The sequence below is a fragment of the Ruegeria sp. HKCCD9138 genome, from assembly GCF_057220975.1.
Map to the genome: position 1 here is coordinate 80975 of NZ_JBWVAZ010000002.1, position 13757 is coordinate 94731.

The 13757-nt window shown below is 56.4% G+C and carries 12 protein-coding genes; 9 read left to right on the forward strand and 3 right to left on the reverse strand.

Annotated features, from left to right (window positions below; genetic code table 11):
• Positions 1–4 precede the first annotated feature (4 nt).
• Positions 5–925 (reverse strand): glycosyltransferase family 2 protein, encoded by a 921-nt coding sequence (locus tag AC2TEL_RS03665; RefSeq protein ID WP_480838103.1) that lies wholly within the window; start codon positions 923–925, stop codon positions 5–7.
• The gene (locus tag AC2TEL_RS03670) at positions 925–1977 is read right to left on the reverse strand and encodes a Gfo/Idh/MocA family protein (RefSeq protein ID WP_480901970.1); all 1053 of its coding nucleotides are present in this window, start codon (positions 1975–1977) and stop codon (positions 925–927) included. The genes AC2TEL_RS03665 and AC2TEL_RS03670 overlap by 1 nt, the downstream gene beginning before the upstream one ends.
• Before the next feature lie 156 nt (positions 1978–2133).
• Here AC2TEL_RS03670 and AC2TEL_RS03675 point away from each other — a divergent pair, with 156 nt between their 5' ends.
• The 9 genes from AC2TEL_RS03675 (at position 2134) to AC2TEL_RS03715 (ending at position 12615) form a co-directional block, all read left to right on the forward strand.
• Positions 2134–3222 carry an NAD-dependent epimerase/dehydratase family protein gene (locus AC2TEL_RS03675; RefSeq protein WP_480901971.1) on the forward strand — a complete coding sequence of 363 codons (1089 nt, stop codon included), beginning with the start codon at positions 2134–2136 and terminating at the stop codon, positions 3220–3222.
• Between the two features lie 60 nt (positions 3223–3282).
• Positions 3283–4458 (forward strand): glycosyltransferase family 4 protein, encoded by a 1176-nt coding sequence (locus AC2TEL_RS03680; RefSeq protein ID WP_480901972.1) that lies wholly within the window; start codon positions 3283–3285, stop codon positions 4456–4458.
• Between the two features lie 466 nt (positions 4459–4924).
• A complete protein-coding gene (locus tag AC2TEL_RS03685; protein WP_480838111.1) occupies positions 4925–5836 on the forward strand; it encodes a glycosyltransferase family 2 protein in 912 nt (303 codons plus the stop codon).
• 1 nt (position 5837) lies between these two features.
• On the forward strand, positions 5838–6809 hold the full coding sequence (locus tag AC2TEL_RS03690) for a lysylphosphatidylglycerol synthase transmembrane domain-containing protein (protein WP_480901974.1): 972 nt from the start codon (positions 5838–5840) through the stop codon (positions 6807–6809).
• Complete coding sequence (locus AC2TEL_RS03695; protein ID WP_480901976.1) at positions 6806–8254, forward strand: protoporphyrinogen/coproporphyrinogen oxidase; 1449 nt, start codon at positions 6806–6808, stop codon at positions 8252–8254. The genes AC2TEL_RS03690 and AC2TEL_RS03695 overlap by 4 nt, the downstream gene beginning before the upstream one ends.
• A gap of 3 nt (positions 8255–8257) precedes the next feature.
• Positions 8258–9001 carry a polysaccharide deacetylase family protein gene (locus AC2TEL_RS03700; protein ID WP_480901978.1) on the forward strand — a complete coding sequence of 248 codons (744 nt, stop codon included), beginning with the start codon at positions 8258–8260 and terminating at the stop codon, positions 8999–9001.
• 246 nt (positions 9002–9247) lie between these two features.
• The gene (locus AC2TEL_RS03705; protein WP_480901982.1) at positions 9248–10618 is read left to right on the forward strand and encodes a nucleotide sugar dehydrogenase; all 1371 of its coding nucleotides are present in this window, start codon (positions 9248–9250) and stop codon (positions 10616–10618) included.
• 473 nt (positions 10619–11091) lie between these two features.
• A complete protein-coding gene (locus AC2TEL_RS03710; RefSeq protein ID WP_480838122.1) occupies positions 11092–11295 on the forward strand; it encodes a hypothetical protein in 204 nt (67 codons plus the stop codon).
• Positions 11296–11616: 321 nt separating this feature from the next.
• Positions 11617–12615, forward strand: coding sequence for a glycosyltransferase family 2 protein (locus AC2TEL_RS03715; RefSeq protein ID WP_480861938.1), 999 nt, complete (start codon positions 11617–11619; stop codon positions 12613–12615).
• A gap of 254 nt (positions 12616–12869) precedes the next feature.
• On the opposite strand, the gene AC2TEL_RS03720 is transcribed toward AC2TEL_RS03715, so the two are convergent.
• Positions 12870–13523, reverse strand: coding sequence for a class I SAM-dependent methyltransferase (locus tag AC2TEL_RS03720; protein ID WP_480861939.1), 654 nt, complete (start codon positions 13521–13523; stop codon positions 12870–12872).
• Between the last annotated feature and the right edge of the window lie 234 nt (positions 13524–13757).

The window sequence follows — 13757 nt, forward strand, 5'->3', positions numbered from 1 at the left end:
CATGTCAGGGGCGTTTGGTGATGTAGCCCCAGACTTCTCCCAGCGTCCACGCCGTCGACAACAGCATGACATAGGGCAATGCCTTGAGATAGCGCATGCCGCGCCCCTTGCTGGCCTGCAGCTTGTAATGGCGCACCCACAGCAGCGGCGGGATCAGCGGACCTGCCAGAATCAGCATCAGCCGTTTTGCGTTGCTTTGATTGCGCACCCTAATCTCGCCGAACAGGCGGCCCCAGTCGAACCGCTCGGGCAACAACTCGCGAAAGGTTGCCTTGGGGCGATGGTGATGCACGACCACCTCGTTCGATAGCCAAAGTTGCTCGCCCTGTTCGATCAGATACCAGTGCACGATCGGCTCGTGATACCGGTCCTTCCACAGGTGCTGGGTCTCATCCAATGCCTTCCGGCTGTAGGTCAGGTTCACATCCGATACCCAATCGGCCGGTCCTGTCTCAAACGGTCGCCCGTAGCGACCGAAATCGGTGACGTAAAAAGCCCAGTTCAACGGGCTGACCGGCTCCATGCATTCAATCGCGCCGCCAATCACGTTCTTTCCGGTTTCCGCATAAAGACGCACGATGGTGCGCGCCCAGTCGGATTGCGGCAGGCCGCGATCTTCAAGAATACCGATGATGTCACCCTTGGCCGCCGCCAGACCCGCCGAACGACGACGGTCATATAGTTCGTGCTTGCCGGCTTCCGAGGTAATCGGGCGGATGGGTTCGATCACGCCAAGGTCCAGAAACCGTACCTCGGGGTAATCTTCGGCATATTGCGCGACATCGGCGACGCTGGCGTCGTAGGGGATGATCACATCCAGCGGAGGTGGATTGTCGAAACTGTGCACTGCCTCCAGAAAATCACGCACATAGCTGCCGCCTTGCACGATGGTCAGAACGATGGAAAGGGTCGGATCGCTGCTCATCAGATTTTCATGTCCCCAAGATTGTCCAGTTCAACCGGCTGACCGCTGCGCGTGCTTTCCGGAACCGCAGCGGCAATCTCAACCGCGCGCAAGCCGGCATGGCCGTCGGCACAGTTCAATCCGGTTTCACCCCGGGTCAGCCGGATGAAATCGGCCAGTTCCTCGCCAAAGGACAGGATGGCGGTCGATTTCCAGGATTTCAGTTTCTCGCGCACCATTATTTCCGGATAGAACTTGCGCACCCGCTTGGGTGCGCCGCCCGGCTTGTCCATGGTGATGACGAGGTTCTGCATCGGCGCATAGGCCCCGCGCACCATACCGCGCGCGCCATAAACCTCGATCACGCTCTGATACCCTTTCCAGTCGTTCCAGCAGGCCTGATAGATCGCCGGAATGCCCTCGGGGTTCTTGAAGATTGCCACCGCGTTGTCCTCGGACCCCAGCACCTTCCAGACCGTGTTGGTGGCCACGCCGTAAACACTGGTAATTTCGCCCAGAATGAAGCGCGCCATGTCGGTCATGTGAATGCCCACATCCCACAAGGCGCCGCCGCCAGAGAATTCAGCCTGATACTCCCAATCATGAGTGAAGTGGCCCAGCCCGTCATGACCGCCGTAGACACGGACATGGTCGATCTCGCCGATCTCACCAGAGGATGCGACCTCCTTCACATGAGCGAAGGAGGGGTAGTAGCGCATGTTGAACCCTGCCCCCAGGGCCTTGCCCGCCTTTTTGGCGGCATCGACGATCCGCCTTGCGCCCTCCACCGTCGGAGCCAGCGGCTTTTCGGTCAGCACATGCAACCCTTCTTCGAAGGCCCGCAGGCACAGCGGTTCGCGCACATGCGCCGGGGTCGAGATGACCACCGCATCCATCGGTATCGCAAAGAACCGGTCGAGATCAGTAAAGGCCGGCGCGCCATCCGCCACAGCCACGGCGCGATGAAACTCAAGATCCAGGACCGCCGCCAGCTCGGCATCAGGAGACTCGTGAATGTTCTGAACCCGCATCTGGCCGATCTTACCGGCCGCCCCGATCACACCGATCCTCATCAAATTCCTCACTCAAAAACCATGGGGTGCCAGACCCCGGACATCTATAACAGCAAATCACTTTCATGCGGAGTAGCATGTGCGATCACCCTGCGCTAGGCTTCTGAAGCGCAACGATTTCATGATTGAGTTTGAATTGGTAGGGGATTGGCAACAGTGGAATTCGCGGGATCTGAAAAACTGCAGGGGCAAACAGTCTTTGTGACCGGTGCGACCGGGTTTCTCGGGGCGCGTCTGGTTCCCGCCCTGCTGGCCAACGGAGCAACAGTCTCAACCCTGTTGCGCAGCCGCCACGGCGCCAAGGAACTGGAGGCGATGGGTGCAAATGTGGTGATCGGCGCACTTGGTGAACGCGCGGCAGTCGCAGCCTCACTGCGCGGACACGACGTTTTGGTGCATCTGGCTTATGACGTGCGCGACACTGCGGAAAAGAACCTTTCGGATTTCGACTCGCTATTTGGCGCGGCGCAGGATGCGGGCGTTGGCAGGATCATCCATACAAGTTCCATTGTCGTCTATGACGACTGGCCCAACGAAAACCTGGACGAAACCAGCCCGATGAACCGTCCCGGCGGCAGCCCGTACCGCCAGGCAAAAATCGAGATGGAAAAGAAACTGATGGCAGGTTCGATCCCTGCGGCAATTCTTCAACCCACTTTGATTTATGGGCCCGGCAGCGCCTTGTGGACGGATCAACTGGCTGCAAATCTTGCAGCGGGAACGCAAGTGATGCCCGAACCGGAAGGCCTGTGTAACGCCGTGTTTGTCGATGACGTCGTTCAGGCCATTCTCAAAGCTGCGCTGCTCAATGATCTGGGCCAGGAAAAGTTCGTCATCTCAGGGCCCGAACCTATCCTGTGGTCCTCGTTGCTACAGGGGTATTCCAAGATCATCGGTGGGGGCGACATTCGAACGGAGCCATATGAAGCGCTTGACCGACGCCTTGGTCCCGAACCGGAGGTCGGTAATGGATCCGACACCGTCTCGGCTGCGGCGCGCATCGGGGCGATTGGCCGAACTGTGCTGGGGCGCCAGCGGTTCGAAGCGCTGGTCAGAACCATCAAAAAACGCACAGCAAAAGGCGACGGGTTCGCATATCCGGACCGGCATTTGCTTGAGCTCTTTACCGCACGGGGCGGATGCCGGATCGATCATGCAAAAGCCCGATTGGCGTATGAGCCCAAATATCCGCTTGAAAACGGACTGGCCGCCACAGCAGACTATTTAAGGGACCGGTATGGCTGATACGGACCTGTCGTTTGAAACGCGTAACCTGGATCTCGGGGCCGCCATTTAGGTTTTAGTATGCTGCATATCGGTGTTGACGCCAGTTCCTGGGAAAATGAGCGTGGGTTCGGACGTTTCACGCGCAATCTGATCACTGCACTTGCCGCCCGTCAGACGGGCTTTCGCTATACCCTGCTGTTCGATCAGGAACCGACAAGACCTGTGCCAGAAGGCGTCGATGTCAGAATCGCCGGGTCGGACAGATCCATGTCCGAGGCATCCTCGGGCGCGGCGGTGCGTGGTGGGGCGGACCTGATCACAATGGCCAGAACGGCTCAGCGGATGGACTGCGATCTGTTCTTCTATCCGGCCGTCTATTCCTATTTTCCACAACTGACCCGACGCCCCTCGGTCGTGTGTTTTCATGACACCATTCCTGAACGCTTCCCCGATCTGATATTCCCCAAGACGTTGAATTTTAGATTGTGGCAGGCGAAATGCTGGCTGGCCAAGAAACAGGCCACGCGGGTGATGACGATCTCGCAGGCTTCGGCGGACGATCTGGAGCGCATCCTGAACGTCCCGACAAACCGCACTGATATTATCACCGAAGGCGCAGAGCCGGTGTTTCGGCAAATCCACGATGCGCGACTATTGGAACAAACCCGGCAGTCATACGGGATACCGAACAATGCGCCGCTGCTGGTATATGTCGGGGGCTTCAACCGGCACAAGAACGTGCTGCGCCTGATCGAGGCGATGCCAAGTATCCTGGCCCGAGTACCAGAAACTCGGCTGGCAATAGTCGGACGCACAACGGGCGCGCGGTTCTGGGACAATGTGGAAGACCTCAAAGCCAGCGCCGCTTCAGACGCGGCGCGCTCCAATAGCATCGTTTTTACTGGTGAGATTGACGACGAACAGCTGACATTACTGCTCAACACGTCGGACGCCTTGATCTTTCCTTCTCTGTGGGAGGGGTTCGGCCTGCCCGCGCTCGAAGCGATGTCCTGCGGTACGCCTGTTCTCAGCTCTGACCGTGGCAGTTTGCCCGAGGTCGTGGGCGATGGAGGTCTGTACTTTGATCCACTTTCCGAGACCGAATTGGCGCAACAGGCGATCCGACTTTTGACCGAACCGGGTCTGCGCGATGCCTATTCCACCAGGGCACTGGCACAGGCATCAAAGTTCAGTTGGGAAAAAGGCGCAGAGCTGGCAGAGGTGAGTTTCAAAAAAGCGCTTGGAAAGGCGTGAGCCCTTTAGGCAACTATAGCCAGCTTGAACGCGCCATTGTTGCCGTTTTGGACACGCGCGAAACAAAATTAATTCGCCGCATAACCTTGTTCTGGACTTCGAAACGCAGAACAACACAATGGGCGCAAGTGATTTTTCTGATTGGTTGGGTACCTGTTCAAATGCTACGGCTTTCTTTTTCACATATATCTCACCACACCCGTATGGCCGAGGGCGGCTTCCACGACTGACCGGCGGCATGTTTCGGGTCCATCAAGCACGGCGGCTCAAATCTGGTGCCAATTGATGAACGAACATAACTTTGCTTTTGATCGTTCGATTTTTGCCAAATTTGCCAACTATGCTCGGTTAGGACCAATATGGATAGGATGCGAAGGCAGAAACCAAATCGGCTTGATCCAGATTCAAACTGAAAAGTCAGATCCGGCCCGGTGACTGGATTTCAGATAAAGGACAGTTCAATTCAATGAACAATGTAACTGAAATGACCGCCACGGAAGAGCTGGCCGCGCCAAATACGGCGGGCATGGAACTCAGCGTGGTTATCCCGGCTTACAACGAGGAAAACGCTGTTCGCAGCACGGTCGACGATGTACGCGAGCATCTCGAACCGCTTGGCATCCCCTACGAGATCATCGTGGTTGATGACGCCAGTCAGGACGACACCCGTGCCCGTGCGCGCGAAAGCGGTGCGATTGTCACCTATAATGACGTCAATTCGGGCTATGGCGCCAGCCTCAAGCGCGGGATCAGGATGGCACAATATGACTATGTCGCGATTATGGATGCCGATGGCACCTATCCGGCGCGCTACCTTCCCGAGATGCTTGGACTGTGCCGCGAACAGGACATGGTCGTCGGCGACCGCGGCGCGGCGATGAAAAACGTGCCGCTGTTGCGCAAACCTGCCAAAAAGTTCCTGTTTGCCTTTGCGTCGTTTCTGGCCGAGCGCAAGATTAACGATCTCAACTCGGGCATGCGGGTCTTTCGCAAATCCGAGCTGATCCCGTTTCTGCCACTATTGCCGCAGAACTTCTCGTTCACCACCACGATTACGCTGTGCATGACTTCGAACGGCAAGCGCATGATCTACACTCCGATCGAATACGGCAAGCGGGTCGGGAAATCCAAGATCAGGCCGATTGATTTTCTGAACTTCATCATCCTGATCCTGCGCATCAGCACCTTGTTCAATCCACTTCGGGTTTTCATCCCGCTGGGTCTGGCGTTTTTCACGTTGGGCACGGTGAAATTCCTGATCGATATCTTCTACTGGAACCTCAGCGAAACAGCGGTGTTCTCATTCCTCGCGGCAATCATGATCTGGTCGCTTGGCCTGATCGCCGATATGATTTCGCGGCTGCATCTCAGGCCCTGACATGAGCGCCTCGCCCTCTTCCTTTACGATCCGGCGCGGCTGGGTCATACGGGCCGTGGGCTCATTGCTTCTGCTGACCATTTTGTTCTGGCTGCTGCCGTTTGATCAGATCCGCCAGGCGTTTGAATCGATTTCCTTAAAAGTCTTTTTGCTGGTTCTGCTGTTGTTTTTGCTGGCCCATGTTGGTGCTGCTCTGAAATGGTGGCTTCTGTTGGGCCGGGAGTTTCCGCCGCTCATGGCAATTCGTGCCCATTTTGCGGGTCTCGCGGCAAACCTGTGTCTGCCCGGCGCCATCGGAGGCGACGCCGTTCGGGCCGGTCTGGCCCAGGCCACCGTGAAAGATGGCGCTCATGTCGTCGCGGTCGCTGCGGTCGACAGGCTGATCGACATGTTGGCACTTTTGACCGTTTCGGGCATCGGTCTTGTCTTATCGAGACACGCGGGTGCGGATGGGGGGATGGTCCTGCAGGTCGGTCTGTTTCTTGCAGTCGCAGTGGTCGGCGTCATTGCCCTGCCGCGCCTTCTTCCGATCCCGTGGCGCGTGGTTCCGTCCTTGCCGGGTCGGGGTTTTGCAGAGCGGCTGGGCGTTGCCTTTGCCGAGTTTGGACGGAAACCGGTACTTCTTGCGATGGCCTTCGTGGCCTCGACCGTGATCCAGTGCCTACTTGCCGTACTGGCCTGGTGGCTCGCGGTTTCAGCGGGTACCGGAGTTGACATCGGTGACTGGTTGTTTGCCTGGCCATTGGCAAAAATCGTTGCCGTTCTGCCCGTATCGCTGAATGGGTTGGGTCTGCGGGAGGCCACGCTTGCGGTATTACTGGCACCTTTCGGAGCGGATCCGTCCGTGATCGTGGCGGCTGGTCTGATGTGGCAGGCCGTGTTGTTTGTGGCGGGCGGAATTGGCGCGCTGGTGTTCAGCCTGTCCGGGTTGAAACTGAGCCCCCGCCCTACTGGAAAGGAAGATTACAAGTGACGGATGTTTCCCGACAGGGTGCCAGTGCGGACAAGCCGCATATCATCATACTCGGCGCCGGTCCGGCAGGGTTGGCTGCGGCGCATACGCTGACCAGCAAAGGTCAGGCGCGCGTTACAGTGATTGAACGCGCAGGTCAGGCCGGGGGGAACTCGGCCTCCTTCCCGATCGAGGGCGTAATTTGCGATTACGGGTCACACCGTTTTCACCCCGCAGCAGAGCCTGAAGTGCTTGATGATGTTAAGAAATTGCTGGGCGATGACCTGCTTTTGCGTCCCCGGCACGGGCGCATAAGACTGGGGGGTAAGTGGATTCATTTCCCGCTAAAGCTGACCGATGCACTGATGCGCCTTCCCAAGCCCTTTGCGCTGTCGCTGGTCGGAGACATGGTTCTGAAGCCATTCCGCAAGAAAAACACCGGTCCAGCAACATTTTCGACTGTGCTGTATGACGGTCTGGGTCCGACAATTTCCGAGAACTTCTACTTTCCTTATGTACGCAAGCTTTGGGGGCTTGATCCCGATAAACTGGCCGTCACGCTGGCTGAACGCCGGGTCGGCAGCGGTTCGGTGGGCAAAATCCTGATGAAAATGCTTCGGCTGATGCCCGGACTGCGCAGCGAAACCGCCGGTCGGTTCTATTACCCGCGCCGGGGGTTTGGGCAGATTTCGGACGCCATGCTGCAAAGCGCCCGTGAAAACGGTGCCGAATTTCTGTTCGAAACCGAGATTACCCGGATCGAACGTGACGGCGACCGGGTGACCGGGTTGACCATTCGGGACGGCAAAGGCGAAACCCGGCTGGACGGTGACCTGATCCTGTCAACCATTCCTCTGACCGGCCTCACACGTCTGATTGATGAGCCACCCGCCGCGGTGGTCGAAGCCGCCAGAACCATCCGGTTCCGCGGGATGATCTTGCTGTATCTGATACTTGAGACCGACCAGTTCACAGAATTCGACGCGCATTATTTTCCCGAAACGTCGATCCCTATCAGCCGGATGTCGGAACCCAAGAATTATTCCGCCTCGTCCAATCCGAAAGGTGTGACCGTGCTCTGCGCCGAATTGCCTTGCGACCCCGGTGAGAAATGGTGGGACATGTCCGACGAGGAGCTTGGCCGCGAATTCACCGGATGGCTGGGACAACTAGGCCTGCCGGTGACAGTGCCGGTGCGACGTTGCGAGACCCGAAGGCTCAGCCACGCCTATCCGGTTTATGATGTCGACTATCAGAGCCGGTTTGATACTGTGGATCAGTGGTTGCTGGGGCTGGACGGATTGCTGGTGTTCGGGCGGCAGGGCCTGTTTGCCCACGACAACACCCATCATGCCTTTGCAATGGCCTATGCGGCTGCCGAGGTAATCGGACCGGATGGCCAGGTTGATCGTGAAAGGTGGAACACATACCGCGAAATCTTCGCCACCCATATCGTCGAGGATTGATCCGTGGCGGAACCTCAGCTCGATATTCTGATGTATCACTCGATTTCCGATGCACCGGGTCCGACGTCGATTTCTCCAAAAACCTTTGGCGCACAGATGCAGGCACTGGCTGAGTCGGGCTTACCGGTTGTCTCTCCGGACGCAATGGCAAGGCCACCGCAAAAACGCTCGGTCGTGATCACCTTTGACGACGGGTTTACCGATTTCGACACGGTCGCCTGGCCCATCCTGCGCGACTACGGCTTTCGCCCCATCGTTTATCTGCCTTCGGGGCTTATGGGGAACCGCGAGGAATGGGTCGGCAGCAATTCCCCGCCCCGCCCATTGATGAGCTGGGACCGGGTCCGGCATCTGGCCTACGAAGGCGTGTATTTTGGGGCGCACAGTATCACCCATCCAGACCTGTCCACCTTGTCCCCCACCAAGCTGGAACACGAGGTCATTCAGTCAGGAGTGGATATCGCAACCCGGATCGAGCAACCCGTTCACCATTTTGCGCCACCGTACGGTGCGACATCCCCAACCGTCCTAAAATGCGTCGCACAGCATTATTCTACGTCGGTGGGCACAAGACTGGGGGTGGCCAAACCGGACTCCGATCTTTATGACCTGCCCCGGCTGGAGATGTTCTATTTTAGCGATGTTTCCCGCTGGAAATCGCATCTGGCGGGGCAAGGCAATACCTACCTGGCCATTCGCCAAGCCCTGCGGCGCATACGCAGCACTGCCAGACGAGTATGGAGATGAACACCCTCATCCGCATCAAAATCAAGAGCCATTTTTGCGCTTCGAAACCAGCGTCAATGAGTAAACAGAGCTGCGAAAATGGGCGTATTGTCCGGAATTCCCAAACAGTCTCCGATGGCTGAATTGAATTCCAACAAATCTATTGGCTTTGCCCTTTATCCCCTTCATCCTGCTGGCCGAGATAATTCAGTTTTCGCGGGAAAACCGCCAGTATTCCAGTGTGACTTTGTATAATCAGGTTGAATCATGAACTACGAAACCTCGCATCATCAGTCTCTCACACAGCTTATCGCGGCCCGCGACGCACGGGTCGCCGTGGTTGGGTTGGGTTATGTTGGCCTGCCTCTGGCATTGACCGCCTATGATGAGGGGTTCGACACGACCGGTGTGGATCTCAACCCCGATCGGGTGGCGCGGATCAACCGCGGCGAACAGGTCATCTCGTATCTGGCGCAGGACCGGATCGCGCAGGCGGTGGACAGCGGACGGTTCCGCGCAACCCAGGACGCCGCCGCACTGTCCGAAGCGGATATCGTGCTGATTTGCGTACCCACGCCTTTGACAGACGAACAAGACCCTGACATGCGCTTTGTCGCGGCCGCAGCCCGAACCATCGCGCAGCATCTGCGCCCCGGTCAGTTGGTGGTCCTGGAAAGCAGCGTCTGGCCCGGTGCCACAACAACTCTGGTTCAGCCTATTCTCGAAGCGGGCGGCCTGCGCGCCGGCATCGACTTTTTCCTGGCCTTTTCGCCTGAACGAGAAGACCCCGGCAATGACAAGTTCGACACACACAGCATTCCCAAGGTCGTCGGTGCCGACGACCCGCAATCCCGACAACTGGTCGAAGATTTCTATCGCGCCATCGTAACCAGCGCCGTGCCGGTGAGTTCCGCCGCCACCGCCGAAGCTGTGAAGCTGGTCGAAAACAGTTTCCGCACCGTCAATATTGCACTCGTCAACGAATTGAAAACCGCGCTGGAAGCGATGGATGTGGACGTCTGGGAAGTGATCGAGGCCGCGGCGACCAAACCCTTTGGCTTCATGCCCTTCTATCCCGGTCCCGGCATTGGCGGCGCCTGCATTCCGGTGTCTCCCGCCTATTTGGCCTGGAGGGCTGCGGATGCGGGATCAGACACTCCGATCATCAACCTGGCGCGCAGCAGCAATGACGCCGTGCCGGGATTGCTGGCCGCTCGCATCACTGCTGAACTCACGGCCAGAAACGGCTCGGCCTTGGCGGATACCGGGCAGCCATTGACCGGCCAAAAGATACTGCTGATGGGTATCGCCTACAAACGGGATGTCGAGGACACCCGCCGCAGCCCGGCCCTGGTTTTGCTGGAAGAGTTGGAGAAACTGGGGGCCAAGGTGGATTATCATGATCCGTTTTTCCCTCGCCTGCCGGAAGGCGGTGAATACCCGCAATTGGCAGGGCGAACATCCGAACCGTTGACGGATGAAAACCTGAAGCGCTATGCGGCCGTGGCCGTTATCACCGATCACAGCGCCATGAATTACGAACTGGTTGCGCGCGATGCGGCATTGGTTTTTGACACCCGCAATGCCTTTGAAAAACAAGGGATCAAAGTAACGGGCGGACGGTTGGTCAAGTTGTAACCGGCGTCCCGGCAGATACCGAACTTCGCCCATTACTATCAAAACTCTGGTGCGGGTTGGAGGCACGCCCTCGGAACGCGAGTCTCCCGTCTGCACATCATTCTCGCTTTATCAGAGGCGATTTCGCCACCGCTTCGGATAACCGCCTGTTATTTAACTAATATTCTTGCTCTGCTTTGGAAAGAACCCCGCGATCCGGAGAATGGGCCGGGTCGAACATTCGCTGGAAGCATTGGTTGACGGCCAGATCGGCCCGGATTTGCCATCCAACCCAAAATCTGAGCGATATATCGCTTAGTCAGCGATTTAGCATCCGAAATTGTATTCAATAACCAAATTTTTACCCAAGGTGGTCCAAATTTTGCCACGATTGCGTCGCGGAATACCCAAAGGGGAAAAAACCCCCTTTGGAACAACCGCCACCACTCAGTGATTTCGCTGACGCATGGGCAAGGACCGGAGGACTTGAATTCATGATGGGCGTTTTGGGGATAGCTATTCTTGTCGGCTTGAGCGCTGGTGGAATGGCGTTGTTTTCCGGATACTCCCTGTCGATGGCTTTGGGTTTCTACATGTTGTTCGGCTGGATGTTCATTCTGACTGCAATTGTTGTAATAGTCAGTGTCCGATCGCTGAAAACCCGCTTGCAAAAACAGCGCAGCCCTCTGGTTTATTAACGACTTTTCGTTACTCGGCTTTCTCTGACTGTAGCAGTTGGGCGGTTCCCGTATTGGGCATGAACAAAACAGCTTCAAGTTGCCGAAACTCGCTCCTGAACCAGAACACCTTGTTGCAGGCGCAGCCTGACCGCCCGTAACAAAGCGGTCAGATCAGAGGCGGTACCTTACCCAAAGAATGTACGACTCCGATCTTTCGGTGGCTTTTGACAGACGCATTGCCTGAAAATTCACGATTGACTGTAAAACTCTTTGAACCCGGCGCCGTTGCGTGATCACTTAGGCGCAAGCAACCAAAATACATTCGCCATGGCGCCGGACATGAACAAATTGACATCTACACATCGGCACATCTCACAGGACGACAGCGTTCCTACGCTCAGTGTCGTAGTTCCTATGTTCAACGAAGAAGATGTTCTGCCAATCCTTTTTGAACGCCTTGGGAACTATCTGGAAAAACTGGGCGAAAGCTATGAAATCATCTGCGTGAACGATGGGAGCACGGATAGAACCGCCGCCCTTTTGGCAGATGCGCATGAGCGTGACAATCGCGTCAAAGTGCTGAACTTTTCCCGAAATTTCGGCAAAGAGATTGCGCTGACCGCCGGGCTTGACGTTGCAAAAGGCAAGGCCGTCGTGCCGATTGACGCCGATCTGCAGGATCCACCCGAATTGATCGAGGATTTCTTAAAGAAATGGCGCGAGGGTTTTGATGTGGTCTACGCCGTTCGGCGTCAGCGCAGTTCGGATACCACAATGAAGCGCTGGTCGGCGACGAAGTTCTATCAAGTTATCAACCGCCTTTCCGGTGTACCTATCCCCGCCAATACCGGTGACTACCGCCTCATGGATCAGCGCGTGGTTCGTGCCATTGTTCAGTTGCGCGAACAGAACCGATTCATGAAAGGGCTGTTTGCCTGGGTCGGGTTTCGCCACGCAGAGGTCCCTTATGACCGCCCCAAACGGGCGGCAGGAGAGACCAAATTCAACTATTGGCGGCTTTGGAATTTCGCGCTGGACGGCATCACGGGTTTCAGCACGGTTCCCCTGAGAATAGCCGGATATATCGGGATGCTGACGGCCTTGGGTGCAATTTTCTATGGCCTTTTTCTGGTACTGCGCACACTGATCCACGGCGTGGATGTGCCCGGCTACGCCTCGCTGATGGTCGCAGTGCTGCTGATCGGCGGTCTGCAACTGGTCGTGCTGGGTGTTATTGGCGAGTATCTGGGACGGCTCTATGAAGAGGCCCGAAATCGGCCGCTCTATATTGTCGAAAGCAGTCTGGGGTTCGAACCAGAAGATAACGTTTCCGCATGACCGTTCAGGGGTCGCAAAAACCTTGCACGTGTCAGATAACAGCCTCTACTTCCTCAGACTATCCGGATGAGCAGATATTTGTTCAATGATAGGTTATCCTCGATTTGAATACCCTATTTTGTCAAAGTCTTGAGCTTTATTACCTGCAAAACACCGCTGAATGATCTTCTGTCGGGTGTCAAACCGGATTCTAAGGCGGCGCGCTCTGTGTCGAAACTCTTTCCCACAAGGCGCGGCCTTTCCCGCTTGTCATGTCATTTCGAAGGGTTTCGCCGAACCCGGATAAAATATTGCAAGTATATGAAATCCCTCAGCAACCCCAACGTCAACCAATTCACCAACTGCTTGCGCCTGCCATAGAAACGGCCCTGAATATGTTCGAGTTCCAGCCCGGATCCGGTCATCAACGCAACAGCAGTATCGCGCACGAACCACCTGAGATGCGTGCGATCGAGGATGCCTTTCTCGGTGTAGTTAAAGCGGCCCTTGAAAACCAGCGGGAGGACAAGCCTGTGGTTTCTGGCGTTAGGGATGCTTGCGACGATCACCCCTCCGGGTTTCAGCATTTTGTGGCAGGTTTCGATCACAGACCAGGGATCGGTCAGATGTTCCAGGACGTCCAAGCACATGATGACATCGAATTCACCTTGCTCGGTGCCGATCTGCTCTAACAGTGAAGGGTCTTCCAGATTTCCGGAATACGCCGCATCAACGCTTGGATGCGTTGTGTCGGCAACAAGATCAACCACAACATACCGCTCGGCTTTTCCGGCATCCTTGAGATATCCGGCCGAAGCCCCGATCCCGCCACCAATGTCCAAAACCACGTTTTGTCCTTGGGGAACCAAGCTGAGCACGTCCTGTCGGACCAATGCGTGATAGTCCTCACGAACTTCTATGTTTTCCATATTTTTCAACTTGTTACCTTAAAACAACGACTGGATCATATCGGCCGCCCCAACAGAAAACAACACTGCAATCGACCATCGGGACATGTTGGCCAGCAGTCGTGAAACAGGGTAAAAAAGGCGCGAATGCACCCAAAGACCCCGCAACAATGAACTGATGGCAAGTTCCGGGTTTCATCCGGTTTCCGGTATGGACAACATGCGAGTATTTCCAATTTTCGGGGCCACTTTGCA